The sequence below is a fragment of the Stenotrophomonas sp. STEN083 genome, from assembly GCF_056759195.1.
Genome location: NZ_JBRRCU010000024.1, coordinates 19139 through 44517, shown reverse-complemented (window position 1 = coordinate 44517; position 25379 = coordinate 19139). Strand labels below are relative to the sequence as shown.

Below are 25379 nucleotides of genomic sequence, written 5' to 3'. Positions count from 1 at the left end.
AGAAGGCCCGGCAATGCCGGGCCTTCTTCGGTTCTTACTGCAGGGCAGCGATTACCAGATCACTACCTGCTTGTCGCCAGCGCGGACCATCGGCGAACCGGCCTTGCACTGGAACGCCGCGGCGAAGGTCGGCAGGTTCGACGGCGCACCCATGGCACGGAACTGTGCCGGGGCGTGCGAGTCGGTGGCCAAGCGGACCTTGGCGTTCTCGGCGGTGTACTTGGTGCGCCACACGGTGGCCCAGTTGAAGAAGAAGCGCTGGTCGCGGCTGAAGCCATCAACCTTTGCATCTTCCTTGCCGGTCGAAGCCTTCTGCAGGGCGTCATAAGCCGTGGCCAGGCCGCCCAGATCGGCGATGTTCTCGCCCAGGGTCAGCGTGCCATTGACCTGCTGGTCGCCCACCTTGTACTCGTTGAACTGCTTGACCAGCTTGCCGGTCAGGCCTTCAAAGCCCTTGGCGTCAGCCGGCGTCCACCAGTTCTCGAAGTTGCCGGTCGGGCCGAAGCGGCTGCCCTGGTCGTCGTAACCGTGGGTCATTTCGTGGCCGATCACGGCACCGATACCACCGTAGTTCAGCGCGTCGTCGGCGTTCACGTCGAAGAACGGCGGCTGCAGGATAGCGGCCGGGAACACGATCTCGTTCTGCAGCGGGTTGTAGTAGGCGTTGACGGTCTGCGGGGTCATGCCCCACTCGGTCTTGTCGACCGGCTGGCCGATCTTGGCCAATGCCCACTTGTAATTGAAGGCATTGGCAGCGCGGACGTTGCCCAGATAGTCATCGTGGGTGGTGCTCAGGCCGCTCCAGTCACGCCACTTGTCCGGGTAGCCGATCTTCGGGGTGAAGGTCTCCCACTTGGCGATGGCCTTGGCCTTGGTTTCGTCGCTCATCCAGGTCAGGTTCTGGATGCGATCCTTCAGCGCGCTGGCGAGGTTCTTGACCAGTTCTTCCATCTTGGCCTTGGACTCAGGCGAGAAGGCGACCTTGACGTACATCTGGCCGAAAGCATCGCCGGCATCGTTTTCAATGGTGCCCAGGACCTGCTTCCAGCGCGGCTTGATTTCCTTCTGGCCGTTCAGTTCCTTGCCGTAGAACGCGTAGTTCTCCTGCACGAACTCATTGCTCAGGTACGGTGCGGCGCCGTCGACAGTGTGGAAGCGCAGGTACGCGCGCCACGCTGCCGGGTCGGTGTCGGCCAGCATCTTGCTCACTTCCGCGTGGAAGGCCGGCATCGCCAGCGAGAATTTCTCCGGTGCGGCAACACCCTGCGCCTGGAAGAACGCGGTCCAGCTGAAGTTCGGGGTCAGCTTGTCGGCATCGGCCACGCTGACCGGGTTGTAATACAGCGAGACGTCACGCGACAGTTCGACGCTGGACTTGGAGGCCTTGGCCAGGCGGGTTTCAAACTTGACCACTTCCTCGGCCTGCTTGGCGGCGTCGGCCGCGGCAACGCCGCTCAGTTCCAGCACCTTGGCCACGTGGGCCTTGTAGGCGTTGAGCTTGTCGGCCTTGCTGGCGTCGGTGTAGTACGTGGTGTCCGGCAGGCCCAGGCCGCCCTGGCTGGCGTAGGCCATGTTCATGGACGAATTCTTGAAGTCCGCTTCCGGGCCGAAGCCGAACAGGAAGTTCTCGCCCTTGGCAGCGGTGCTGCGCAGGTAGTTGGCTAGTGCGGCGGTGTCCTGCAGGCCGTCAATCGCAGCCAGATCGGCCTTCAGCGGGGTGATACCCAGGCTGTTGATCTTGGCTTCGTCCATGCCGGCGGCCCAGAAGTCGCCAACAATCTTCTCGATGCCGGTGGCGTTCTTCATCGCTGCAGCCTGCTCTGCCAGCTGGTGCTGCACGGCCACCGAACGCTCGTCGAGGATGGTGAAGGCGCCCCAGCTGGTGCGGTCAGCCGGAATTTCGTTGGCGTTGAGCCACTTTTCGTTCACGTAGCTGTTGAAATCGGTACACGCGTCCTTGCTGGCGTCGAGGTCGGCGGCGGTGAAGGCGTTGTAGGCCGGCAGCTTGGACTCGTCCAGTTTCAGCTCATTGGCGGCGGCCGGGGCAGCGGCGGTAGCGGCCGGCGGGGACTGCTCTTCCTGCTTGGGGCAACCGGTCAGCGCAGCGGCGACGGCCAGCGACAGCAGGAGAATCTGGGGTTTGCGAACGATCACGGGAAAGGCCTCCGGGCCGGTTTCAAAGCATGAGTGGGGCCACGGAGTCCGGGGCCGAAGCAGGAAGATACGCCTGAAACCGATGAGGAAGGGGTGTAGAAGGTAATGGGTCGCTGCCGGTGTATTCCTATGGGCGGTGGCGACTGGGCGATGCTATACAGCAGCAATGACCAAGACATCGAGCAAGCAGTGGGACGCGATCCTGATCGGCGGCGGCCATAACGGCCTGGTGTGCGCGGCCTATCTGGCCAAAGCCGGCAAGCGCGTATTGGTACTGGAGCGGCGTGCGGTGGTGGGAGGTGCCGCGGTCACCGAGGAGTTCCATCCCGGCTTCCGAAACTCGGTGGCCTCTTATACGGTGTCGTTGCTGCAGCCCAAGGTGATCGCCGAGCTGGAGCTGGAACGGCATGGCTTGCGGGTAGTCTCGCGCAAGCTCAACAACTTCCTGCCGCTGGGCGAGGGTGAGTATCTGTTGGCCGGGGCCGGGCGCACCGGCGAACAGGTGGCGCGCTTTTCCGAGCGTGATGCGGCACGCCTGCCCGAGTACGAACAGCGCTTGGAGATTTTTGCCGATGTGCTGCGTGCCCAGGCCCTGCAGGCACCACCCAATATCAGTGGTACGAGTTGGTTGCGCGCGCTGCCGGAGCTGTGGAAGGCAGGGCAGCTGGGCCGACAGCTGCAGCGCCTGGATCCGGGCTTGCAACAGGAGTTGATGGATCTGTTCACCATCTCCGCCGCCGAATACCTGGATCGTTGGTTTGAAAGCGCGCCCATCAAAGCCTTGTTCGGCTTTGATGGAATCGTCGGCAACTACGCAAGCCCGTATGCGCCGGGCACGGCCTACGTGTTGTTGCATCACGTGTTTGGTGAAAGCAACGGCGTCAAAGGTGCCTGGGGGCATGCGATTGGTGGCATGGGCGCGATCACCCAGGCGATGGCGCGTGCGGCGGTCGAGGCCGACGTTGAAATTCGTACTGATGCAGCAGTCAGCAAGGTGCTGGTCGAGCAGGGGCGCGCGGTAGGTGTGGTGCTGGCGAATGGCGAGGTGCTGCGTGGCAAGGCCATCGTTGCCAACGTCAATCCGAAGCTGCTGTACGAACGTCTATTCGATCCTGGCGATGTGCCGGCGGCCACCTTGGAACGCATGGCCAACTGGCGCTGTGGCTCCGGGACATTCCGCATGAATGTGGCTTTGTCAAAGCTGCCTGATTTCAGCGTGTTGCCGGGGCAGGGGGATCACTTGACCGCCGGCATCATCATCGCGCCGAGCCTGGATTACATGGATCGTGCCTATCTGGATGCACGCCAACACGGTTGGTCGCGTGAGCCGATAGTCGAGATGCTGATACCCAGCACGCTGGATGACTCGCTGGCGCCGCCCGGACAGCATGTGGCCAGCCTGTTCTGCCAGCACGTTGCCCCACAGTTGCCAGGTGGACGCAGCTGGGATGATCACCGCGAAGAAGTCGCGGATTTGATGATCGCAACTGTCGATAAACATGCGCCGGGTTTTGCCGCATCGGTACTCGGTCGGCAGATCATGAGTCCGCTGGATCTTGAGCGGACATTTGGCCTGATTGGTGGCGATATCTTCCACGGCGCGCTGAGCTTGAACCAGTTGTTCAGTGCGCGGCCGATGCTGGGGCAGGCCAGTTACCGGGGAGCGTTGGCTGGGATGTACCTTTGCGGCTCCGGGACGCACCCGGGCGGAGGGGTAACGGGTGCGCCGGGGCACAATGCCGCGCAGGCAATTCTGGCAGATTGATGGTGTGCAGCGAGCCATTGCTCCTGGCGGTTGGCACATTGAGCCAACCTCGATTGCATTCTCTGACAAGCCCCCTGTTGTAAAGACAGGGGGCTTTCGGGTGTCAGGGTCGAGCCGGGTTTCCATGCAGAAGCGGCATTTCATCGGTTGGTGCGGGTTCCTGCCCCGGATCGTCCGGGATGGGGTCGACCTTTGGAATGCGCGTATCCAGATTCGGCTGAGGAAGCTGCGTTACCGCACCGATGTCAACCCTGGCAACACGTGGTTTGCGCCAGATGGCATCGTGCCATTGTTGGTACTGAACGGGATCCCAGTAACGCTCATCGTAAAATTTTGAACCATCAATTTCTTCAGTGCCACCGCCTGGTGCAGGTACCACGATGCGCAGATTACCGGTGAATCCAGTTCGGCTGCCTGTCATCCGGCGCTTTTCAAAGCGCAACGCTCTGGCAATTCGTGGAAGGGCTGCAGCGTCACCATAGCGGGCATAGATATCCTGCCCAACGATGATGGCACGGTCGCGATCGGCTTCATCGAGTTTTGCCCAGTAGCGTTCGCGAAGGTCGAGAAAACCTTCATACCCACGTTCTGCAGCCAGGTCCATCCATGCATAAGCCTGGGCCCGGTCTTGGGCTGTCCCCGTCCCGTCCCAGAGCATCTCAGCCACCATCCCTGCCGAGGGCTTGTCGCCGTAGTATGCGGCGCGCATGAAGAACTCAAATGCAGCAGATTGCTTCCCTTCGTTTCTTTTTTGCAGTGCGAGGAGTCTGAACCGCAAATCCGGGTGGCCGCTGAGGAAGCCGGAAGTGATCATCACCGGATCGGTAGTCGGGTCCGGATGCGGGGTGTCGTTGCCTGCTATCGCTGGAGCGGCGAATGTCAATGCGAAAGTAAGGATGGCAAGTTGTGCCGTTCTCTTGTTCATTCGAATCCCTGTTGCTTTCCTTGCAGGTGTGTTTGGTCGAGTCCAGCTGGGTTGGTGACCCAATACAGAAAGGCGACCGGCAAGGAGAAGGGAATTCCCTCCTCCTTGCCGTCCTTACGCCAAGTTGTATTGAATCTACCAGCGCGACAGGATCCCTTTACTTTGCTCCCGAGGCGCTCTTGGCCTCGCCGACGGTAACAGTGCCGTCGCCGATGTGACGTTGGAAGAAACTGAGCATTTCGGTGTACAGATTGATGCGAGCGTCCTCACCATAGAAACCATGCATCTCACCTGGCTGGATGATCATGCCTTCGGGCTTGTTGCCCGCTTCGATCAACGCTTTGTTCATCAACTCGGTCTGTTCCGGTGGCGTGCGGACGTCGCGCGCACCGGCCGCGAGATACACCGGTATCTTCACTTCTGCTGCGCGCCTTGCCGGAGAGTTCTGAGCCCATTGCGCGGTGTCCGTTCCATGGGTGCGTCGTAGGTACCTCTGGCCGAAATCGCTCTGCGGAATGTCACCCTTGTTGAACATCATGTCGACGTCATAGACGCCCACATAGCCGAAGGTGCACTTGAACAAGCCAGGTTCACGAATGGGGGCCATCAGCGAAGAGTAGCCGCCGAAACTGCCGCCGTAGATGCAAATCCTGTCTCGATTCGCGTAGCCTTGATTGATGACCCAATGCGTAGCGTCGAGGATGTCGTTCTGGATGCCTTGGCCCCATTGCTGATGGCCAGCATCCTGGAAGCCCTTGCCGTAGCCGCCGGAGCCACGATAGTTGATCTGCAAGGTGGCATAGCCACGGCTGGCGAACAGTTGTGCTTCCGGATTGAAGCCCCAGTTGTCCCGCGGACCGATTGGGCCGCCGTGGGGGTTCACGATGAGCGGCAAATTCTTGCCATCAGAACCGTTGGGTAGCGTCAGGTACGCATGGATCAGGCGACCATCGCGGGCATTGAAAGAGAATGGCTTGGTGGTGGCCAGCTTGTCTTTGTTCAGATGCGCCATGCGCGACATCAGAAAACGAGCTTTACCGGTTCCGCGGTCGAAGAGATACAGCTCGCCCGGATTGCTATCGCTGTACACGGAAACCAAGATCTGGTTGCCGTCATCGGTATAACTTGAGAAGTCCACTTTCTGGCCAGCGAAAGCATTTGCCAGTGATGCATAGAGTTCCGCATCTGGATTGGCTTCATCAATCAGTGAAACTTTTGGTGCACCAGCTTCGGTGACAGCGCCGATGATGCTGTTGCGATCTGTCGACCATATCAGCTGGGATACCTCAGCGATGGGATCGACGAAGAGCTGTTTGAAGTCGCCGTTGGCAGTGTCAAGTGTGCCCAGGGCGGCCGGAGCCTTGCCGTCATCCTGCCATGCGAAAACGGTGCCGTCATCGGAGGTGCGCTCTACCGAAAGATGCTTTCCGTCGGTTGCAGAGGCATTGACCAAGGTCCAGTTCTGGCCATCACGGCGGTACAGTTCCGTGCGCTCATCGTATTCGCCAGACTCGTCACGGGTCGACGAGCACACGGCGAAACGCGGGGCCTTGTCCGCATCCAGTGCGATGGAACAGTTCGATTTCGGTGCTCGTCCCAACGAGGTGCGTCTGCCACTTATGGTGTCTACGCGGACGACTTCCGTGCCGGCGCCCTCGCTCGATCGCGGGTAGCGGGCCTGCATGATTACATTGCGGTCATCACCCTTGAGGGTGTCCAGCAACGAATACGACTCCGAGCCGACGGTCTTTCCGCGTTGGGTCGCATCGCGGGTGCCACGGAAGATCACCGGGACAGATTGGGTGCCGTCAGCGTTGACTGCATACCATTCGCCAAGCGAGAACGGCTGGGCGTAGCCGCCGAGTTTCTTGACCGAGTTGAACATCAGCCGTTCCGGCGAAATCCAGGCAAACTGGCCAACACTCTTTTTGTCGGGAAGCTGTACGACCTTCAATGGTTTGAGGTCGCTGGCGCGGAGGATTGTCAGGATGTCCTGGTCGCCATTGTCGACGGTGACAGCCAGGTAGCTGCCGGTCGGGGATATGCGTGCCGTGCCATAAGCGGGATGTCCAACAAAATCCTTGACTGACGGCTGGACGTCGGCGAAAGCGGTGTTGGTTGTCAGCAGAGCTGCCGCGAGTACTGCGGATTTCAGATAATCCATAGGGTGTAGTCCTTGCTCCTGTTATGCGATCTGATCTGTGGTCCACCCGAAAAGAGAGCCCGGCGGTGCGCCGGGCTCTCGAGTTCATCAGAACTTGTACGAAACGCTCATGTAGAACCGACGGCCCAGCGGATCGGCGCCGATGTATGGATCAAAGTACGGGTAGGTGTTGTTACCCGGATCATTGCGGTACTGCTTGTTGAATGCGTTGACCACAGTGAACTGCGCAGTGACATTGGGACCGAAGTCCTTGGCGACAGATGCGTTCCACAGGATGAACGGAGCCAGACGGCGACCCCAGCAGATGCCGCTGTTCACGCCGGTGTAGCACTGATTGGGCGTGGTTGCGCGCTTGGTCCAGGCCGAACCCATGCGGCTGGCATACAAGGTGGTCGTCCAGTCGTTGTACTCCCAGCTTGCGGTAGCACGCAGGCGGCTACGCTCGGGGTAGAACACGATCGGCCGCAGATCACGGTAATCGACGAGCGGATCTTCCTGCAGTTCCTTGTACTTGTTGGTCAAGTTCAGCGAATAGCTGTTCTCGAAGCGGAAGGTGCCCCAGCGGTCGGTGATCAAACGATAGCGGAAGGTGCTGTCGATGCCACTGATGTCACGCAGCGCGGTATTGACATAGGCTTGGTTGATGCGCTCGACACGACCGTCAAGGGTGGTGCCGGGGGCGCTGGTGCGGGTGATCAACGAAAGCACGTTGTTACAGATGCTGGCGCTGGGTGCAGGCTTGCTGGGATCCTCATAGGAGCCCAATCGGCATGCAGCTTCGGTTTCGAGCAGGTACGACGAGTCCAACTGGGACGCTGCATCTTCCAGCTTGATGCGCCAGTAATCCACCGACAGCGACATGCCATCAATGATGTCCCAGACAAAGCCGGCGCTGATCGACTTGCCTTCTTCTTCCTTCAGACCAGGGTTGCCGGCAATGGTGCTCTGGGCCTGATAGATGGTGCGATCACCACTGACATTACAGTCGGCCGTACGGCGCGGAATCGGGTTGCCGTTTGCATCAAGCGGTTGACCAAGACCCAAGCCGGAGCGGCAGGAGTACTCGTCCAGGATGGATGCATAGGATGCAGCGCCCTCGGCGTAGACCAACTGCATGTCAGGCGCCTTGAAGCTGGTGGCGTAGGTGCCACGCACCAGCAGGTTGCTGAACGGACGCCACTCGAGACCGAGGTTGTAGGTGACGGCGTCATCAACCGCGGTGATGTCGTCGTACTTATCCCAACGGGCGGCCAGGTTCGCACTCAGGCTGTCGAAGATCGGAACGCGGAACTCCGCGCCGATGGCATAGCGATCACGCTGGCCATCGGTGCGGCCCGAGCTGACGAGGTTGTAGACGGTTTGCTCATCGACCGGGCGCAGCGGATTGGTGCGCGGGTCACTCTCAAGCGTCGTTGCCTGACGGACGCCTTCGATAACACCTGCGAAGCCCAGCGGACCAGCAGGCAGCTCGAACAGGTCGCCGGAGAAGTTGAAGTTCAAGGTGGACGAGGATGTTTCGCCCGTGTTGATTACGCGAGTGGAGAAGGAACGATAGATATCCGGGGTGATCGGCGAGGTGTAACGATCCATGTTGAGCTCATAGATCGGATAGCCGGAGATCGTTCCGAGCTGGTCGCCCAGGAAGTAGTTGTGGACGGCCTTCGCCAACAGGCGCGGGGTGTTGGACTTGTAGCTGTACTCGGAGTGGGCTGCATAGACTTCCCAATCGAAGCGATCGGCAAAAGTGCCGCGGGCGCCCAACGTGATGTCCCAGGTCTTCTCGCTGTACAGCGTCGAGGCTGCCTCGTTACCGCCGAGTTCGAAAGGATTGAATACGCGCTGCAACTGCAGCAGGTCGCCAAAGTTGGGATCGTAGAACACGCCAGCCGGCGTGAATGGGCTACCGCCGGTTCCCCAGAATTCAGTGCCAGAACTGGCCTTGGAGTCCGCGTCGTAGTACGTCAGGCTGGAGAAGCCTTCGATATTGTCATTGAAGTCGTACTTGCCGCTGATGTAACCGGAGTAAAAGCTGTTCTTGTTCCAGATGCTGCGCGAACCATCCTGGGTGTAGGAGCCGCACCAGTCGCCACGGGTGGCGGATTTGCCGGGGGCATATCCGAATGCTGCGCACTGTTCCGGCGTCAGCTCGAGAATGTTATGGCCAGCAGGTCCCGCCAGACCGGCTGCACTGATGGCGACGAGTGACAGCGATGGCTGGAGCGTCAGGCCCCAGGGGTTGTTGCGGGTATCGGCCATGAAATCGCGCTGCGTGCCGAAGACCGGCTCGTTCTCACCGTACTGCAGCGCGAAGGTCGTGCTCCAACGGTCGCCGGAGCGCCCGCCGGTGTACTCGAGGTTGATGCTGTCGCCGCCACCCTCTTGGGTGGTGCCGGCGGTTCCACGCAGTTCATTGCCGTCGAAATTCTCGCGCAGCACGATGTTGACCACGCCTGCAACCGCATCGGAACCGTAGATTGCCGAGGCGCCACCGGTCAGCACTTCCATGCGTTCAACGATGGCCATTGGAATGGCTTTGACGTTGACGACGTTGTTGTCGCGATTGTAGGGCTGCGGGTACTGGGCGGGACGCCGGCCATTGATCAAGGTGAGCGTGTAGCCCGGGCCCAGGTTACGCAGATTGACGACCTGTGCGTTGGGGGTGAAGCCACCAACCGCAAGGTCACCTGTGAAAGAGGCGCTGGTGTTCTGGGACAACGTCTGCAGCATGTCGCCGACGGTCTGGAAACCTTCGCGGTCGATGTCAGCGCGCGTGATCACGGTGACCGGGGCGGGTCCCTCTACGTCAACACGCTTGATTCGCGAACCGACGACAGAAACCCTGTCCAGATCAGTTGTAGCAGCGGGGGCAGAGCTTTTGGTCGTCTGTTCTGGAGCTTCCTGGGCAAAGGCCGGAGCAGCGGCGGCGAGCGCCAGCGCGGAGGCCAATGCATAGCTCAGCGGATTGCGGCTGAGCGAGTTCCGATATGTCATTTGTATCCCCTTGGAGAAGAATCCAAAACCTGCCCCCCCTGATCGGCGACGTGGTCAGGCGGCCTTGGAATTGCGTGTTTTGTTACAGATGCAATCGTTACAGTGCCGATGTAGTTTGATTAACACATGGTTAACCTTTGGCGTCAACTGTTCACGTCAAAGTCACAAACACTCATTGCGGCAAATGAAAAAGCCGTGTTCGGCAAATGAGTTTGGCTTTCAGTGCAAATGGCCGGCAAAATCGCGCGATAGCGTCCACGCTAGCGCCTGCGTTGGCGGGCTGATCGGCGGGTCTATTCAGGATCAAATCGAGTTGCATCCGGGTGCGTATGGTTCTCGGTGTGCGCAGCTCGCTTGACGGGAAAACATTGGCCGAAACGGTCGGCCGCGGACCAGCGGGCCGCGCATGGGCATGACGAACGTGCTTGCCAGAGTGGCAGTGGTTTACGGCGGTTCCTGCGGATCAAGGGGCTAGCTCCATCCTGCATCAGCGACCCGGTGTAGCTCGATCGTTGAGAAGTGGGAGGTCGGGCAGATGGGTGCTGGCGCGGTAGCGTGGCCTCGCGGTCACGCTCAGGGGCATCGAAGGTGCTCGCGGCCTTCATCCGCCTATCGAACGGGTGGCTCGACGTGTTTGCGCGGGTCGGCTGGTGTGTGAGCGCGTTATAGTTCGCCTCTGGAAAAAAGCAGAGGTTGCAAGTGAGTCGGTCGATTTCGCTGGGCGGTGCCCACAAGGTCCAGAAGGGGCTTTCCCCCCATTCACGTATCCGCAATGTCATTGCGGTGGGTTCGGGCAAGGGCGGGGTAGGCAAGTCCACCACGGCCGTGAACCTTGCTCTGGCGCTGAAGCAGTTGGGTGCCAAGGTCGGCGTGCTGGATGCAGATATCTATGGGCCCAGCGTGCCGGCGATGCTTGGCCTGAGCGGGCGGCCGGAGAGCCCGGATAACAAGTCCATCGAGCCGCTGCGGGCGTTCGGGGTCGAGGCGATGTCGATCGGTTTCCTGGTCGAACCCGACTCCCCGATGATCTGGCGTGGTCCGATGGCCACTTCAGCGCTGAGCCAGCTGTTCAACGACACGCTGTGGGGTGACCTGGATTTCCTGCTGATCGATCTGCCGCCGGGTACCGGTGACATCCAGCTGACGCTGTCGCAGAAGATCCCGGTGGCCGGTGCGGTGATCGTCACCACGCCGCAGGACATTGCCACGCTGGATGCGCGCAAGGCCTTGAATATGTTCGAAAAGGTCGAGGTTCCTGTGCTCGGCATCATCGAGAACATGGCCGTGCATACCTGTAGCAACTGTGGCCACGTCGAGCATCTGTTCGGCGAGGGCGGCGGCCAGCGCATGGCCGAGCAGTACGGAGTGCCGTTGCTGGGCTCGCTGCCGCTGGACATCGGCATCCGCGAGCAGGGTGATGTGGGTGCGCCTATCGTGGTTGCGCAGCCCGATTCGGCCGCGGCGAAGGCCTATATGGCGGCGGCGCAGCGGATGGCTGAGGAATTGGCCAAGCGCCCGCGCGCGAGCATCCCGATCCTGTCCTCTTTGATTTGAGGCAGCTGCGAGGCAGGTAGCGGGGAAGTCCCCTCCGGCGGGCCTTCCCCATGGATGCAGCGCGTGCAGAAGAGGCTGGCTGGCGATTGCTTGCCGGCCCCTGGCCGGCTCTAGGCTAGAATCGACCACCCCCGGCCGCAGGAATGCTGCGGCACAACGTGAACAGGACCATTGAATGAGCATCAAGAGCGACCGTTGGATCCGCCAAATGTCCGAACAGCAGGGCATGATCGCGCCGTACGAAGCCGGCCAGGTCAAGCAGGTGGATGGCCAGCGCATCGTCAGTTACGGCACCTCGAGCTATGGCTACGACGTGCGTTGCTCGCGTGAGTTCAAGGTGTTCACCAACATCAACTCGACCATCGTCGACCCCAAGCACTTCGATCCGAAGAGCTTTGTCGACATCGAGGCCGATGAGTGCATCATCCCGCCGAATTCGTTCGCGTTGGCACGCACGGTGGAGTTCTTCCGCATCCCGCGTGACACCCTGGTGGTGTGCCTTGGCAAGAGCACCTACGCGCGCTGCGGCATCATCGTCAACGTGACCCCGCTGGAGCCGGAGTGGGAAGGCCACGTGACCCTGGAGTTCTCCAACACCACGCCGTTGCCGGCACGCATCTATGCCAACGAGGGTGTGGCGCAGATGCTGTTCTTCCAGGCCGACAAGGACGATGTCTGCGAGACCTCGTATAAAGATCGCGGCGGCAAGTACCAGGGCCAGACCGGCGTTACTCTGCCGCGCACCTGAGTGCGGCCTGGGCTGGAACGAAAAAAGGCGCCGTCAGGCGCCTTTTTCTTTATGCAGGATCCGGCGCAGCGGCTTATTTGCCGCGGCCAAACAGCATGCCAATACCGACGGCCACCAGGATGGCCGGCCACCAGGTGGCCAGCATGGTGCCGATGTTGCCGTTGATCCAGCCGAGGTTCTTGGCCAGGAAGAACAGGCCAACGATGATCAGGATCAGGGCGGCGATCAGATTGGAGCGCATCGGCTTGCGGAGTCCGTAAGGGGGAAGGTGCTTATCGTAGCCGCTGGCGCCAGATTTCGACACGTTGGGCCAGTACCTCGGGATCGAAACGCTGCGCCTTGCCGCTGCCCCAGACCGGCCCCGGCCACGCGGCGTCGTTCTCGTTGCGGCCGATCAGATGCACGTGCAGCTGACGCACGATGTTGCCCAGTGCGCCGATGTTGATCTTGCTGACGTTTGGCTTGTGCTTCAGGTGTTGGGAGATCTGGTTGATCTCGGCCAGCAGCAGGCGTTGCTGGGCACCGTCCAGGTCGATCCACTCGCTGGCGTTCGGTACGCGCGGCACCAGCACGACCCAGGGGAAGCGGTCGTCGTTCATCAAGCGGATCTGCGACAGGGGGCCATCGGCAATCAAGACGCTGTCGGCGGCAAGGCGGGAATCAAGTACGAAATCGGACGTCACAACTTCGGTCATCGCAGGTTCTCGCTGAAGAAGGCCAAGGTGCGTTCGCGCGCCAGGTCGGCGCTGGCTGGGTGGTAGTGCATGCCGACCTCGCGGTTGAAGGCGTGGTCGGCTGGATAGACATATACAGGCAAGTCGGGTTGCTTTTCACGGTGCGCTGCAACGGCGGCTGCCGGGATCGAGGCGTCCTGGTCGCCAAAGTGGAAGATGGCAGGGGCTTTGAACGCTGTATCCAGGAACGGCACGTTGCGCGCGCCGTAGTAGCTGGCCGAAGGCAGGCCCAGCCGTTGCGCGGCCAACATGGCGATGGTACCGCCCCAGCAATAGCCGACCGTGCCGACCTTGCCGTAGGGCGCCAATGCCGCAGCGGCGGCTTCGACCACGGTTACCGCGCGTTCCACACCCAGCTCGTCGACCAGCGCCTTGCCGCGGCTGACACCGGCGTCGTCGTAGTCCAGTTGCAGGTCCGGTTCGATCAGGTCGAAGAAGGACGGTGCCAATACCGCATAGCCTTCGGCGGCGTACTGCTCGGCCACATGGCGGATGTGTGCGTTGGCGCCGAAGATTTCCTGAATTACCACCAGGCCGGCGCGCGGCGTGCCGGAAGGCAGGGCCTGCCAAGCGCGGATGGGGCCGAGTGGGGTGGGGAGGGTGATCCAGTGGGGCATGGGGGAGGCTCCGGATTGATACGTCGAAAGGCGGTGTTCCTTCTCCCGCTTGCGGGAGAAGGTGCCCCGCAGGGGCGGATGAGGGGAGCTCTTAAAGCGGCGGGTCTGCTTGCCAGAAGCTTCCCCTCACCCCAACCCCTCTCCCGCAAGCGGGAGAGGGGCTTAAGCAGGGCATTGCTGCGGTTTGATTGATTATCAACCCCAGCGCCTATTAAGCCAGCCGCAGGGCGCCGCGCCTTCGGCCCGGTATACTGCCCGGCTTTCCGGCCTCGCTGCCATTCCGGCCCGGCCCCAGGATTTCCAGATCATGTCCCAGCTGAACCCCAAAGTCGGCTTCGTCAGCCTTGGCTGCCCGAAAGCCCTAGTCGATTCCGAGCGCATCCTCACCCAGTTGCGGGTGGAGGGCTATAGCATCGTGCCATCCTACGACTCGGCCGATGTGGTGGTGGTCAATACCTGCGGCTTCATCGACTCGGCCGTGGCTGAATCGCTGGACGCGATCGGCGAGGCGATGAACGAGAACGGCAAGGTCATCGTCACCGGTTGCCTGGGCAAGAAGGGCGACATGATCCGCGAGCATTACCCGGACGTGCTGTCGGTGTCCGGTCCGCAGGACTACACCACGGTGATGGAGGCAGTGCATGCCGCGCTGCCGCCCAAGCACGATCCGTTCGTGGACCTGGTGCCGGACTACGGCATCAAGTTGACCCCGCGTCACTATGCCTACCTGAAGATTTCCGAAGGCTGCAACCACCGTTGCAGCTTCTGCATCATCCCCTCGATGCGTGGCGACCTGGTGTCGCGCCCGGTCGATGAGGTGCTGCGCGAGGCCGAGCGCCTGGTCAAGGGCGGCGTGCGCGAGTTGCTGGTGGTGTCCCAGGACACCTCGGCTTACGGCGTGGACCGCAAGTACGCGCCGGGTACCTGGCGCGGCAAGGAATACGCCACGCGCATGAAGGCGCTGTGCGAAGGCCTGTCCGAGCTCGATGCCTGGACCCGCCTGCACTACGTCTATCCGTACCCGCACGTCGACGACGTGGTGCCGTTGATGGCCGAGGGCAAGATCCTGCCGTACCTGGACATCCCGTTCCAGCACGCCAGCCCGCGCATCCTCAAGCTGATGAAGCGCCCGGGCGCGGTCGACAAGACCCTGGAGCGGGTGCTGCGCTGGCGCGAGATCGCGCCGGACATCACGGTGCGTTCGACCTTCATTGTCGGCTTCCCGGGCGAGACCGATGCCGAGTTCGAGCAGCTGCTGGACTTCCTCGATACCGCTCAGCTCGACCGCGTTGGTGCTTTCGCCTACTCGCCGGTGGAAGGTGCAACGGCAAACCAGTTGCCGGATCCGGTGCCTGAAGAAGTGAAGCAGGAGCGTCTTGCCCGTTTCATGGAAAAGCAGGCGGCCATTTCCGCTGCCAAGCTCGAAGCCAAGATCGGCAGCGTGCAACAGTGCCTGGTCGATGGCATCGAAGACGGCATCGCCGTGGCTCGCTCCAAGGCCGATGCGCCGGAAATCGATGGTCTGGTGCATATCCAGAATGCTGTTGAGGCCAAGCTGCGTGTCGGCGACTTCGTCAACGTTGAGATAACCGACAGCGATGAGCATGATCTGTTCGGCGATGCGCTGATCGATACCAAGGCCGCAGCGTTCGATATCAAGGTGCTGTGACCGCAGCACCTGCCGCAGACGATGCCGGCACTGGCCGGCGTCGTTTTGTAGCGCCGTTGCGCGGGCAGGTTGATCTGCGCGTTTTTGACCATCCGCTGTTCGTGGATTTCAGCGATTTTGCTGCGTTGCTGCGTGCCGCCGATTGGCCGGATATCGAGGCACTCAATGCGCAATTGCCAGTGCAGGGCAAAAATTTTGTTGCCCAGGATGATGTTCTGCTCGGCGACGGCCTGCATTACGAACTGCGCATTGCACTGGGCCGTATCGCTACCCGCGAGCAGAACTGGCACGACCTGTTCAACGCGCTGGTGTGGGCGCGCTACTCTCCGATCAAGCAGGCGCTCAATGCGCAGCAATGCCGGCATATCGCAGCGATGGGCGCAAGCCAACGCAATCGCGCACAGGCCGCATTGACCCAGTTCGATGAAACCGGGGTGATTGTGCGTGTTCGCGACGCGAGCTTGTTGGCGGTCTGGGATCGGCACGACTGGTCGGCGCTGTTCAATCAGGCGCAATGGCGCGAAGGTGACATCGCAGTCTGCGCGGTTATTGGCCACGCGCTGATGGAGCAGGCTTTGCTGCCCGAGCGACTGCTGGTTGGAAAGTGTTTGGTCGTCGTTGGCGATGACGATGTGGCGTGTGTTGCCGCAGTGGCTGCAGCAATCGAAGGCGCCAGTTTACTGAAGGACCCCGCCGAACTACGGCCATTGCCGCTAGCCGGCATTCCTGGCTGGCATGCGTCCCAGGACGCGGCCTTCTATCAACTGACCGATTACTTCCGTCCGCTACGCGAAGGACGCCTCTATCCGGCGCCGCTCAGCATCAGCCGTAGCTGACATCGATGATCGCGAAACGGGTCAGCCCGCTGGGCAACTCCACCGCGAACTCATCGTCGATGCGCTTCTTGAGCAGTGCCCGCGCCAACGGTGAGTCGATGCTGATCCAGCCAGCCGGCGCGTCGGTTTCATCGGGACCGACGATCCGGTAGATGACGGTCTGGCCGGAATCGACGTTCTCCAGCTCAACCGTTGCGCCGAAGAACACCGCTTCCGGATCGCTCGGGGTGGTGTCGACCACGCGCAGGGCTTCCAGTCGCTTGCTCAGGTAGCGCACGCGGCGGTCGATTTCACCAAGCTGCTTCTTGCGGTAGGTGTACTCGGCGTTCTCCGAGCGATCCCCCTCGGCCGCAGCGGCTGCCAGCGCCTTGACCACTTCCGGCCGCCGCTGTCGCCAAAGTTCATCCAGCTCGGTCTTGAGCCGGGCATGGCCCTGTGGGGTGATCAGGGCGGTGCTTTTTTCTGCAGGGGGACGCCAACGGCTCACTTTTTAACTCTGTCCAAGGTGCTGCGGAAGTTGGTTGGGCTGCCGTCGGCATTGAGCAGAACCAGGACATCGGCGGATTCAAGGCCGAACAACAGGTCTTCGGACTGTTGGTGGTCGTGGTGCAGGCGCAGATGTGTGCCGCCGTGCTCCAGCGACCATTTGCTCTCCACGAGCTCCCAGACCACGCCGCCTTTCAATGCGTAGCGGCCGTCGGGTCTGAGCTCAAGCGTGCGTGTTTCCACGCCACCGACGATGAAGGTCCCGGGCAGTGCTTCCGGGTCGACCGCGACGTAGGTGGGTGCGGGCGCGCTGGTCGCAGCATCGTTGCCACTGGCAGCAATTGGCGGCGCAGCTTGCGTCGGTGCTGCGGCTGCCGGCTGGGCTGTTGCCGTCGGCTGCGATGCATTGCAGCCAGCCAGCAGCGCGGTCAATAGCAACCCGCCGGCAAGAGCGGTGTGCAGGGTGCCGCGCCTGCTCAACGCTTGCCGCCGAAGATGCTGCCAAGAATGCCGCGCACGATCTGGTTGCCCAGTTTGGTGCCCACAGTGCGGGTGGTCTGCTTGGCCATTGTCTCGATCATGCCCTGGCGACGCTTGGTGCCGAAGATGGCGTCCTTGATGCTCTGGCCGAATCCACCTTCCTGCTCTTCGTCCTGTTGGCGGGTGCGCGCGGCCGGTGCCTGCGCCTGCTCGACGGCTTTCTCCGCGCGCTGCGCCAGCAGCTCGGCAGCGGATTCGCGGTTGACGGCGGTGTCATACCGGGTGCCGACCGGGCTGCCGGCACGCACCTGTGTACGCTCGGCATCGGTGATCGAGCCCATCCGGCAGCGTGGTGGCGCGATCAGGGTCTTCTGCACCGGCGAGGGAATGCCCTTGTCCTGCAGCGTGGAGACCAGTGCTTCGCCGGTGCCCAGTTGCGACAAGGTGGCGACCACGTCGAGCTTGGGGTTCTGCACGAAGGTTTCAGCTGCGGTTTTTACAGCCTTCTGGTCGCGCGGGGTGAAGGCACGCAATGCATGCTGCACGCGGTTGCCGAGCTGGCCGAGGATGTTGCCCGGCACGTCGTCCGGGAACTGCGAGCAGAAGTACACGCCCACGCCCTTGGAACGGATCAGGCGTACCACCTGCTCGATGCGCTGCACCAGCGCCGGCGGCGCATCGTCGAACAGCAGGTGGGCTTCGTCGAAGATGAAGACCAGCTTGGGCTTTTCCAGGTCGCCCACTTCCGGCAGTTGCTCGAACAACTCGGACAGCAGCCACAGCAGGAAGGTGGAATACAGGCGCGGCTTGAGGATCAGCTGCGCGGCGGCAAGGATGCCGACCACGCCGCGGCCATCGTGGTTGACCCGCATGATGTCGGCCAGTTCCAGCGCCGGCTCACCGAAGAAGGCTTCGCCACCGTCCTGCGACAGGCGCAGCAGCGAGCGCTGGATCGCCGCCACCGACTGCGCGCTGACCAGGCCATATTCGGTGGAAATGTCCTTGCGCTCCTCGGCGACCAGGCCGAGCAGGGCGCGCAGGTCATCCAGGTCCAGCAACAGCAGGCCGCGGTCATCGGCCAGCTTGAAGACGATGTCGAGCACACCGGACTGCGTGTCGTTGAGTTCGAGGATGCGGGCGAGCAGGGTAGGGCCCATCTCGCTGACCGTGGTGCGCACCGGATGGCCGAGCTTGCCGTACAGGTCCCAGAACACCACCGGGCTGGCAGCGGGGGCAAAGCCGTCGACGCCGATTTCGGCTGCACGCTGGGCCAGCATCTCGCCGCCTTCGCCGGCAACTGCAAGGCCGGCCACGTCGCCCTTCACGTCGGCCATGAACACCGGCACGCCCAGTCGCGAGAAACCCTCGGCCAGCGTCATCAAGGTCACCGTCTTGCCGGTACCGGTGGCGCCTGCCACCAGACCATGACGGTTGCCGAAGCGCGGGAGCAGGGTGACGGCGATGTCGTCGGTGACGCCTTTGCCGAGCAGGATCGGGTCCATGGAGGCACTCATTGATGAATGAAGGAAGGATTCTAACGGCCGACTGTATCGCGGCGGTGGCAATGTTGCCCCCGGGTCTGTCCGCCAGCTACCCTGCCTCACCTTTGTCATGCAGTGCTGCTGATGCCCGTATCCCTGTTTTCTGCTCGTGCCTGGTCGATGTTGGTTGCGACTTCGCTGTTGACCGTGGTTCCGGCCGCCCAGGCGATCTCCGCCCGTGACAAGGTCAAGGTTGATGCCATCGAGGCGCGGATGACGGCGGCCGAGAAGCGCTACAGCGATGCCTTGGTGCTGGTTGCCAATGCCGATCCCAAGGGCACGGCCGAGGGCGACGCCGCGCTGGAAGACATGGAAGACGTGATCAGCGCCTGCATTGCACAGAAGGGCTGCCAGGTCAGCAATCTGCTGGCGACCTACAAACGCCTGCTCAAGCAGCGGACCGATGCCAACGGCGAGGCGCAGGAGGAGGACGGTGGCCCATTGGAGGCCGATCCGGACCACATCGCGCCGCTGGTGGCCGATGTGCCCGAAGCCGCCCGTGCAGCTGCATTGCTCAATGACCACCGGCACGCCTTCGACGACATGGTCGAGTACAACCCGGCGATCCAGGCCGGCATCCGCCGCTGGCTCACCGATATGCGTCCCTCGCTGCTGACCAGCTACGAGAACTACATGAACCTGCGCGGGATCATGTGGCCGGAGTGGGAGAAGGACGGCCTGCCCGAAGCGCTGCTGTTCGGCATCATGGCCAAGGAATCCAATGGCCGCGTGCATGCATCCTCGCGTGTGGGTGCGGCCGGCCTGATGCAGTTCATGCCGGCCACCGGCCGCCGTTTCGGCCTGGGCCCGGATGGCACCGGCTTCGATACCCGCTTTGATCCGCGCAGCGCGGCCAGTGCCAGCGCCGATTACATGAATGAGCGCATGCGTGGGCTCAACAAGAACATCGAGTACGCCTTGGCTGCCTACAACGGTGGCGAAGGCCGTGCTGCGCGTATTTACCGTGAAACTGGCGGGCAGAGCTTCTGGACCGATACCTCGTACAACCAGTTCCCGGGCGAGACCAAGGATTACGTGCCGATGGTGATCGCCGCGGCGTGGATCTTCCTGCACCCACAGCAGTACGGCGTCGAATTTCCCAAGCTCAACGCACAGCCGGCAACCCTGCGTTTGGCGAAGTCGACCACCATCTATGAGTTGACCATCTGCCTGGGCAGTACCGGTACCCGCGACGGTTACATGCGTGCGCTGCGCAACCTCAACCCGCGTTACGAGGCCGATGGCTGGATTCCGGGCGGCACCACCATCAATGTCACCACCCGCATTGCTGGTCTGTACAACCGCTACTGCGTCAGCGGCCCGCGTGCCGACCTGGCCCGCGCGCTGATCACGGCCGATCTGAATGCGGCGATCAAGCGGCCATCGGCGGCGACGGTTACCGGTAGCGTCGCGGTAGGCGATGTGCAGGCGATGCAGGCAGCGCAGGCCGCTGCACCTGTTGTCGCGCCGCCACCGCGCCCGGCAGCACCGGCACGACGGGCAGCGCGCAGCTACAAGGTTGTCCGCGGCGACACGCTGGGCGCCATCGCCAACCGCTTCCAATGCGAAGTGCCGGCTTTGGCGCGCGCCAATGGTCTGCGCGCGCCGGCTTACGCGCTCAAGCCCGGGCAAAGCCTGAAGCTGGAAGGCTGCGGTCGTTGAACCAACAAGGGCGCCGAAAGGCGCCCTTGTTGGTTGGTTTTGTAGGAGCGGCGTAAGCCGCGAAGCTGGGATGATTTCAGCGATCAGAGCTTCTGCAATCTGAGGGTCTATCTGCTTCGCGGCTTACGCCGCTCCTACAATCGGATGCGCTGCTGTCAGCGCAGCTTCGCCAGCGCCTGACCCAGCTGCACCGGGCTCTCGGCCGTCAGCGAGGGATCAAAGTCGGCAACGCCGGGCGGCAGCAGCACGATCACCGTCGAGCCGTAATTGAAACGTGCCATCTCGGCGAAGCGTTCCAGGGTGATGCCCTTGCCGCGCCAGTCCTTGCGGGTGATGCGGTCGCCGTAGGCGGGGATTTCCTCGCCGCTCCATACCGTCTCCACGCCGCTGACCAACAGCGCGCCGACCATCACCTGCACCATCGGCCCGAAATCGGTGTCGAAGTGGCAGACCAGTCGTTCGTTGCGGGCAAACAGGCGCGGTACATTGGCCACCGCATCGGTGCCGACGCTGAACAGTCGGCCGGGCACGTGCACGGTCTCGCGCAGGGTGCCGGTCCACGGCATGTGCACGCGGTGGTAGTCGCGCGGTGACAGGTATACGGTGGCATACAGGCCGTTGTTGAACGGGACCGCGTCGGCGGCGTCGCCCAGCAGCTCGGCGGCGGTGAACGACTGGCCCTTGGCCTGGAAGATGCGGCCATCCTCGATCGGGCCCAGCTGGCTGATACGGCCATCGGCCGGCATGGTCAGGGTGCGCGGATCAGTCGCGGCCACGCGTGCGCCGGGCTTCAGCGCACGGGTGAAGAAGGCGTTGAAGCTGGGGTAGCTGCGCGGGTCGGGATTGGCCGCTTCGCCCAGATTGACGTTGAACTTGCTCGACACCGTGTCGATCAGCCAGCGCGAGATGCGCGGGTTCTGCGAATAGGCCAGCGAGCGGGCCATCGAAGACAGCAGGCGGTGCGGCAATACGTAGGTAAGGCTTGTAACCAGACTCATGGTGCGGTTTTCTCGGTGAGCTTCTTCAGGTCGCTGGCAATTGCCTGCGGGTTGAACGGGGGCCGCATCAGGCCGGCCAGCCGACCCTGCGGGTCAAGCACGGCGATGCTGGCGGAGTGGTCCATGCTGTAGTCGTCCGGGTTCTGCTCGAAGTGCTTGCCCGGTGCCTTCTGGAACACCATGCCAAGCGAGGTGGCAAAACGCTCCAGCGACGGCACGTCGGCGGTGGCGGCAATGGTGTCCTTATGGAAGGCATGGGCGTACTCGCCCAGGCGGTTCGGGGTGTCGCGCTCGGGGTCCACCGAGACCAGCACCACGCGTGGGCGCAGGCTGTCGGGGATGGTCTCCCATTGCTTCTGGGCCTGGGCCAGCTCGGTCAGGGTGGTCGGGCAGACGTCCGGGCAGGAGGTGAAGCCCAGGAACACCAGGGTCCAATGGCCGCGCAGCTCACCCGGGATCAGGCGGGTGCCGTCGGACTGGGCCAGGTCGAAGTCGGGCAGGGTGCGCGGGGTGCCATAGAACAGGATGCTGCTGGTGCCGTCCGTGCCCTTGTTGGAGGGGCCGAAGACCTTCTGTGCCAGCAGCAGGCCGAGGCCGGCGGCCAGGGCGATGGCCAGGATGATGCCGGTATTTCGATTGAACATGCGCGCGGGCTTCCGTTCGGATACGGCGGCGGGACGGGAGGTCCGCCGCGGGCGGGATACGGGAGTGTAGGGGATTGCAGGCGTACACCCCGGCGGTTTGGCGGGCGTTTGCGCCCCTTTGGAGGGCCATTGCCGAAGTTTCGGCTGCAACTTGGCAATCAATATACCGGCCAGATGCCTATAATCGCAGACCTTTCAAGTATTTCCGTATTGCCATGACTGCCGAAGCGGCCGCTGAACTCCAAACGATCGTCGATCTGATCCGCTACGGCGCAAGCCGTTTCAATGCTGCTGGCCTGACCTTCGGCCACAGCTATGACAATGCCCTGGACGAGGCGACCCAGCTGACCCTGCACAGCCTGCACTTGCCGCCGGACCTTGGCCCGGCCTATGGCACGGCGCGGGTGCTGCTGGAAGAGCGGCAGCAGGTGCTGGCGCTGTTCCAGCGTCGCATCGACGAGCGCCAGCCGGCAGCCTACCTGACCGGTGAGGCCTGGTTTGCGGGTTTGAGCTTCAAGAGCGATTCGCGCGCGCTGGTGCCGCGTTCGCCGATCGCCGAGCTGATCCTCAGCGGCTTCGAGCCGTGGCTGGCCGGACGTGACGTCAACCGCGCGCTGGACCTGTGCACCGGCTCGGGCTGCATCGCCATTGCGATGGGCCATTACTACCCGAACTGGCAGGTGGACGGTAGCGACGTCAATGACGCCGCGCTGTCGCTGGCGGTGGAGAACAAGGAGCGCCTGCTCGCCCACAACGTGGAGCTGGTCAAAAGCGACCTGTTCGCTGGTCTGCAGGGCCGCGTCTACGACCTGATCGTCACCAATCCGCCTTACGTCACCAATGACGAGACCGACGCCCTGCCGAAGGAATACCAGCACGAGCCGGACCTGGCCCTGCGCGCCGGCGACGACGGCCTGGACCTGGTGCTGAAGATCCTGCGTGATGCGCCGGACCACCTGACCGAAGACGGCCTGCTGATCTGCGAAGTAGGCGATTCCGAGCAGCACCTGATCAAGCTGCTGCCGGAGGTCTACATGTCCTGGATCGAGTTCAAGGTCGGGCAGATGGGCATCTTCGCTGTCGAAGCGGCTGAGCTGCGTGCACACCATGCGCGCATCGCCGAATTGGCTGCAGCACGTTCCTGAGTCACGCTTTTGCCGTCACTCCGCATCTGTGGGGTGACGGCAACGGCCGGCGTAACCGCAAGAGCACAACGGCATTGAATACATTCGGACAACTCCTCCGCGTCACTACCTTCGGTGAATCCCACGGGCCGGCCATCGGCTGCGTGATCGATGGTTGCCCGCCCGGTCTGGAAATCAGCCCCGAAGAATTCGCCCACGACCTGCAGCGGCGTGCCACCGGCAAGAGCCGCCACACGTCCGCGCGGCGTGAGGCCGACGAGGTCGAGATCCTGTCCGGGGTCTATGAAGGCCGCACCACCGGCACGCCGATCGCGCTGCTGATCCGCAACACCGACCAGCGCAGCAAGGACTACAGCAACATCGCCCAGCAGTTCCGTCCGGGCCATGCCGATTACAGCTACTGGCAGAAGTACGGCATCCGCGATCCGCGCGGTGGCGGCCGTTCCTCCGCGCGCGAAACCACCATGCGCGTGGCCGCCGGCGCGGTCGCCAAGAAGTGGCTGCTGCAGCGTTTCGGCGTCAGCGTGCGCGGCTACCTGTCGCAGCTTGGCGAGATCACCCCGGCCGGTTTTGACTGGAATGTGGTCGAAGACAACCCCTTCTTCTGGCCCGATGCCAACCAGGTACTCGAGCTGGAAACCTATATGGATGCGCTGCGCAAGTCCGGTGATTCGGTCGGTGCGCGCGTGACCGTGGTTGCCGATGGCGTGCCGCCGGGTTGGGGTGAGCCGATCTACGGCAAGCTCGATGGCGATATCGCAGCCGCGCTGATGAGCATCAATGCGGTCAAGGGCGTGGAGATCGGCGATGGCTTTGCCAGCGCGGCGCAGAAGGGCACCGAACACCGTGACCTGATCACCCCGCAGGGCTTCCAGTCCAACCATGCTGGCGGCATCCTCGGTGGCATTTCCACCGGCCAGCAGATCGTTGCCTCGATGGTGCTCAAGCCAACCTCCAGCCTGCGCCTGCCCGGCGCAACCGTGGATACGGCGGGCAATGCGGTCGAGGTCATCACCACCGGTCGCCATGATCCCTGCGTCGGCATCCGCGCAACGCCCATCGCCGAGGCGATGCTGGCGCTGGTGTTGATGGATCAGGCCATGCGTCATCGCGGTCAGTGTGGCGATGTCGGCGAGATGAGCCCGCGCATCCCGGGCCAGCGCAGTGACTGACCGTCGTCCCCGCGTCTGGGTGTCGCAGCCCCTGTTCGACGACACCGTCGCGCAGTTGGCGGTGCATTGTGATGTGGTTTCCACTGATGCGGTCACCAAGCACGACAGTGCAAGCCTCAGCGCGAACCTGGCCGGCATGGATGGCGTCCTGCTCACGCTCAATGAGCGCATCGGTGCCGCCGAAATCGCCAATGCGCCTGCGTTGAAGATGATCGCCAACGTTGGCGTCGGCTATAACAATCTCGATATTCCTGCGCTCAGCGCCGCTGGCATCGTTGCCAGCAATACGCCTGACGTACTTACCGAAACCACTGCCGATCTTGGTTTCTCGCTACTGATGGCGGCCGCTCGCCGCATAGTCGAGTCTGACCGCTGGTTGCGCGACGGCAAGTGGGGGCAGTGGTCATTCACCACCATGCTTGGTGCCGATCTGCACGGCAGCACGCTGGGTATTCTCGGCATGGGTCGTATTGGTCAGGCCATTGCCCGTCGTGGTCACCATGGCTTCGGCATGAAGGTGCTGTACCACAACCGTTCGCAGCTGCCTGCCGAGCAGGAGCAGGCAGTCGGCGCCAGCTATGTCGGTTTCGACGAGCTGCTGGCCAGCGTTGATCACCTGCTGCTGGTGCTGCCGTACACCGCGCAGAACCACCACATCATCAATGCCGCCGCGCTGGCGAAGATGAAGCCGACGGCCACGCTGGTAAACATCGCCCGTGGCGGCATCGTCGATGAGCTCGCGCTGGTCGACGCGCTGGCCAATGGTCGTTTGGCCTCGGCCGCGCTCGATGTCTACGAGAACGAGCCGAACGTGCGCCCGGAACTGCTGGCGCTGGACAATATCGTGCTCACCCCGCATATCGGCAGCGCATCGCTGGCCACGCGCCGGGCGATGGTGCAGGTGGCGGTGGACAACCTGCTGGCCGGCCTTGGCATTGGCCCGAATGCGGGCAAGCCGGCCAACGCCATCAATACCGAGCTGCTGAACAACGGCACCGCGCGCCTTGCCGTGGCCGGCAAAAAAATCGACGACAAAAAACGATAGGGAGCCTCGGCAGCCGTGCGCTGGAGGTTCCCCGAACCTGGCTCGATGT

At 62.6% G+C, this 25379-nt stretch carries 21 protein-coding genes; 9 read left to right on the top strand and 12 right to left on the bottom strand.

Features of this window, described 5'->3' with window-relative positions; genetic code table 11:
• Nucleotides 1–51 precede the first annotated feature (51 nt).
• Nucleotides 52–2151: a M13 family metallopeptidase gene (locus ACVOK8_RS09515; RefSeq protein WP_481566592.1), complete on the bottom strand. Its 2100-nt coding sequence runs from the start codon at nt 2149–2151 to the stop codon at nt 52–54.
• Between the two features lie 169 nt (nt 2152–2320).
• On the opposite strand from ACVOK8_RS09515, the gene ACVOK8_RS09510 reads away from it, so the two are divergent.
• Nucleotides 2321–3919 carry a phytoene desaturase family protein gene (locus ACVOK8_RS09510; protein WP_481566583.1) on the top strand — a complete coding sequence of 533 codons (1599 nt, stop codon included), beginning with the start codon at nt 2321–2323 and terminating at the stop codon, nt 3917–3919.
• A 103-nt stretch (nt 3920–4022) separates the two neighbouring features.
• On the opposite strand, the gene ACVOK8_RS09505 is transcribed toward ACVOK8_RS09510, so the two are convergent.
• The 3 genes from ACVOK8_RS09505 to ACVOK8_RS09495 all read right to left on the bottom strand — a co-directional run bounded on the left by ACVOK8_RS09505 (nt 4023) and on the right by ACVOK8_RS09495 (nt 9999).
• Nucleotides 4023–4844 carry an SEL1-like repeat protein gene (locus ACVOK8_RS09505; protein ID WP_481566582.1) on the bottom strand — a complete coding sequence of 274 codons (822 nt, stop codon included), beginning with the start codon at nt 4842–4844 and terminating at the stop codon, nt 4023–4025.
• A 157-nt stretch (nt 4845–5001) separates the two neighbouring features.
• Nucleotides 5002–7008: an alpha/beta hydrolase family protein gene (locus ACVOK8_RS09500; RefSeq protein ID WP_481566581.1), complete on the bottom strand. Its 2007-nt coding sequence runs from the start codon at nt 7006–7008 to the stop codon at nt 5002–5004.
• 87 nt (nt 7009–7095) lie between these two features.
• The gene (locus ACVOK8_RS09495; RefSeq protein WP_481566580.1) at nt 7096–9999 is read right to left on the bottom strand and encodes a TonB-dependent receptor domain-containing protein; all 2904 of its coding nucleotides are present in this window, start codon (nt 9997–9999) and stop codon (nt 7096–7098) included.
• A 711-nt stretch (nt 10000–10710) separates the two neighbouring features.
• Here ACVOK8_RS09495 and apbC point away from each other — a divergent pair.
• Together apbC and dcd are read left to right on the top strand one after the other, a co-directional pair.
• Nucleotides 10711–11553 (top strand): iron-sulfur cluster carrier protein ApbC, encoded by an 843-nt coding sequence (apbC, locus tag ACVOK8_RS09490; RefSeq protein ID WP_481566591.1) that lies wholly within the window; start codon nt 10711–10713, stop codon nt 11551–11553.
• 175 nt (nt 11554–11728) lie between these two features.
• Entirely contained in the window at nt 11729–12301 is a 573-nt protein-coding gene (gene dcd, locus ACVOK8_RS09485) for a dCTP deaminase (RefSeq protein WP_481566579.1), read from the top strand.
• A 73-nt stretch (nt 12302–12374) separates the two neighbouring features.
• Here dcd and ACVOK8_RS09480 read toward each other — a convergent pair whose 3' ends face one another.
• From ACVOK8_RS09480 to ACVOK8_RS09470, 3 genes are read right to left on the bottom strand one after another with little or no spacing between them, the layout of a single operon-like run.
• The gene (locus tag ACVOK8_RS09480) at nt 12375–12542 is read right to left on the bottom strand and encodes a LiaI-LiaF-like domain-containing protein (protein ID WP_170183049.1); all 168 of its coding nucleotides are present in this window, start codon (nt 12540–12542) and stop codon (nt 12375–12377) included.
• Between the two features lie 31 nt (nt 12543–12573).
• On the bottom strand, nt 12574–12996 hold the full coding sequence (locus ACVOK8_RS09475; RefSeq protein WP_481566578.1) for an HIT family protein: 423 nt from the start codon (nt 12994–12996) through the stop codon (nt 12574–12576).
• Complete coding sequence (locus tag ACVOK8_RS09470; protein ID WP_481566577.1) at nt 12993–13652, bottom strand: dienelactone hydrolase family protein; 660 nt, start codon at nt 13650–13652, stop codon at nt 12993–12995. Before ACVOK8_RS09470 ends, ACVOK8_RS09475 begins: the two co-directional genes overlap by 4 nt.
• 307 nt (nt 13653–13959) lie before the next feature.
• Between ACVOK8_RS09470 and rimO the strand changes: the two genes are divergently transcribed.
• Together rimO and ACVOK8_RS09460 are read left to right on the top strand one after the other, a co-directional pair.
• Nucleotides 13960–15321, top strand: coding sequence for a 30S ribosomal protein S12 methylthiotransferase RimO (gene rimO, locus ACVOK8_RS09465; protein ID WP_481566576.1), 1362 nt, complete (start codon nt 13960–13962; stop codon nt 15319–15321).
• The gene (locus ACVOK8_RS09460) at nt 15318–16157 is read left to right on the top strand and encodes a DUF3025 domain-containing protein (RefSeq protein WP_481566575.1); all 840 of its coding nucleotides are present in this window, start codon (nt 15318–15320) and stop codon (nt 16155–16157) included. The genes rimO and ACVOK8_RS09460 overlap by 4 nt, the downstream gene beginning before the upstream one ends.
• Here the strand turns inward: ACVOK8_RS09460 and greB are convergent.
• Genes greB through ACVOK8_RS09445 form a run of 3 tightly spaced genes read right to left on the bottom strand, consistent with a single transcriptional unit; the run spans nt 16144 to nt 18625 of the window.
• Nucleotides 16144–16644, bottom strand: coding sequence for a transcription elongation factor GreB (greB, locus tag ACVOK8_RS09455; RefSeq protein WP_481566574.1), 501 nt, complete (start codon nt 16642–16644; stop codon nt 16144–16146). The genes ACVOK8_RS09460 and greB overlap by 14 nt on opposite strands.
• Nucleotides 16641–17123, bottom strand: a complete 483-nt coding sequence (locus ACVOK8_RS09450) for a hypothetical protein (RefSeq protein WP_481566573.1) — start codon at nt 17121–17123, stop codon at nt 16641–16643. The genes greB and ACVOK8_RS09450 overlap by 4 nt, the downstream gene beginning before the upstream one ends.
• Nucleotides 17120–18625 carry a helicase HerA-like domain-containing protein gene (locus ACVOK8_RS09445; RefSeq protein ID WP_481566572.1) on the bottom strand — a complete coding sequence of 502 codons (1506 nt, stop codon included), beginning with the start codon at nt 18623–18625 and terminating at the stop codon, nt 17120–17122. Before ACVOK8_RS09445 ends, ACVOK8_RS09450 begins: the two co-directional genes overlap by 4 nt.
• A 123-nt stretch (nt 18626–18748) precedes the next feature.
• Between ACVOK8_RS09445 and ACVOK8_RS09440 the strand changes: the two genes are divergently transcribed.
• Complete coding sequence (locus tag ACVOK8_RS09440; RefSeq protein ID WP_282266604.1) at nt 18749–20326, top strand: transglycosylase SLT domain-containing protein; 1578 nt, start codon at nt 18749–18751, stop codon at nt 20324–20326.
• A 155-nt stretch (nt 20327–20481) separates the two neighbouring features.
• Here ACVOK8_RS09440 and asd read toward each other — a convergent pair whose 3' ends face one another.
• A complete protein-coding gene (gene asd, locus ACVOK8_RS09435; RefSeq protein WP_481566571.1) occupies nt 20482–21324 on the bottom strand; it encodes an archaetidylserine decarboxylase in 843 nt (280 codons plus the stop codon).
• The gene (locus ACVOK8_RS09430; RefSeq protein ID WP_282266607.1) at nt 21321–21968 is read right to left on the bottom strand and encodes an SCO family protein; all 648 of its coding nucleotides are present in this window, start codon (nt 21966–21968) and stop codon (nt 21321–21323) included. The genes asd and ACVOK8_RS09430 overlap by 4 nt, the downstream gene beginning before the upstream one ends.
• A 215-nt stretch (nt 21969–22183) precedes the next feature.
• Here ACVOK8_RS09430 and prmB point away from each other — a divergent pair, with 215 nt between their 5' ends.
• The 3 genes from prmB to ACVOK8_RS09415 all read left to right on the top strand — a co-directional run bounded on the left by prmB (nt 22184) and on the right by ACVOK8_RS09415 (nt 25330).
• Complete coding sequence (gene prmB / locus ACVOK8_RS09425) at nt 22184–23113, top strand: 50S ribosomal protein L3 N(5)-glutamine methyltransferase (RefSeq protein ID WP_282266609.1); 930 nt, start codon at nt 22184–22186, stop codon at nt 23111–23113.
• Between the two features lie 74 nt (nt 23114–23187).
• A complete protein-coding gene (gene aroC / locus ACVOK8_RS09420) occupies nt 23188–24285 on the top strand; it encodes a chorismate synthase (protein ID WP_481566570.1) in 1098 nt (365 codons plus the stop codon).
• Nucleotides 24278–25330 (top strand): 2-hydroxyacid dehydrogenase, encoded by a 1053-nt coding sequence (locus ACVOK8_RS09415; RefSeq protein WP_481566569.1) that lies wholly within the window; start codon nt 24278–24280, stop codon nt 25328–25330. The genes aroC and ACVOK8_RS09415 overlap by 8 nt, the downstream gene beginning before the upstream one ends.
• Nucleotides 25331–25379: the final 49 nt, after the last annotated feature.

Bases quoted from the DNA above. Each gene is read 5' to 3' on its own strand.
- ACVOK8_RS09510 (WP_481566583.1), top strand. From the start codon at position 2,321: ATGACCAAGACATCGAGCAAGCAGTGGGACGCGATCCTGATCGGCGGC.
- ACVOK8_RS09505 (WP_481566582.1), bottom strand. From the start codon at position 4,844: ATGAACAAGAGAACGGCACAACTTGCCATCCTTACTTTCGCATTGACA.
- ACVOK8_RS09500 (WP_481566581.1), bottom strand. From the start codon at position 7,008: ATGGATTATCTGAAATCCGCAGTACTCGCGGCAGCTCTGCTGACAACC.
- ACVOK8_RS09495 (WP_481566580.1), bottom strand. From the start codon at position 9,999: ATGACATATCGGAACTCGCTCAGCCGCAATCCGCTGAGCTATGCATTG.
- dcd (WP_481566579.1), top strand. From the start codon at position 11,729: ATGAGCATCAAGAGCGACCGTTGGATCCGCCAAATGTCCGAACAGCAG.
- ACVOK8_RS09480 (WP_170183049.1), bottom strand. From the start codon at position 12,542: ATGCGCTCCAATCTGATCGCCGCCCTGATCCTGATCATCGTTGGCCTG.
- ACVOK8_RS09475 (WP_481566578.1), bottom strand. From the start codon at position 12,996: ATGACCGAAGTTGTGACGTCCGATTTCGTACTTGATTCCCGCCTTGCC.
- ACVOK8_RS09470 (WP_481566577.1), bottom strand. From the start codon at position 13,652: ATGCCCCACTGGATCACCCTCCCCACCCCACTCGGCCCCATCCGCGCT.
- rimO (WP_481566576.1), top strand. From the start codon at position 13,960: ATGTCCCAGCTGAACCCCAAAGTCGGCTTCGTCAGCCTTGGCTGCCCG.
- ACVOK8_RS09445 (WP_481566572.1), bottom strand. From the start codon at position 18,625: ATGGACCCGATCCTGCTCGGCAAAGGCGTCACCGACGACATCGCCGTC.
- ACVOK8_RS09440 (WP_282266604.1), top strand. From the start codon at position 18,749: ATGCCCGTATCCCTGTTTTCTGCTCGTGCCTGGTCGATGTTGGTTGCG.
- asd (WP_481566571.1), bottom strand. From the start codon at position 21,324: ATGAGTCTGGTTACAAGCCTTACCTACGTATTGCCGCACCGCCTGCTG.
- ACVOK8_RS09430 (WP_282266607.1), bottom strand. From the start codon at position 21,968: ATGTTCAATCGAAATACCGGCATCATCCTGGCCATCGCCCTGGCCGCC.
- prmB (WP_282266609.1), top strand. From the start codon at position 22,184: ATGACTGCCGAAGCGGCCGCTGAACTCCAAACGATCGTCGATCTGATC.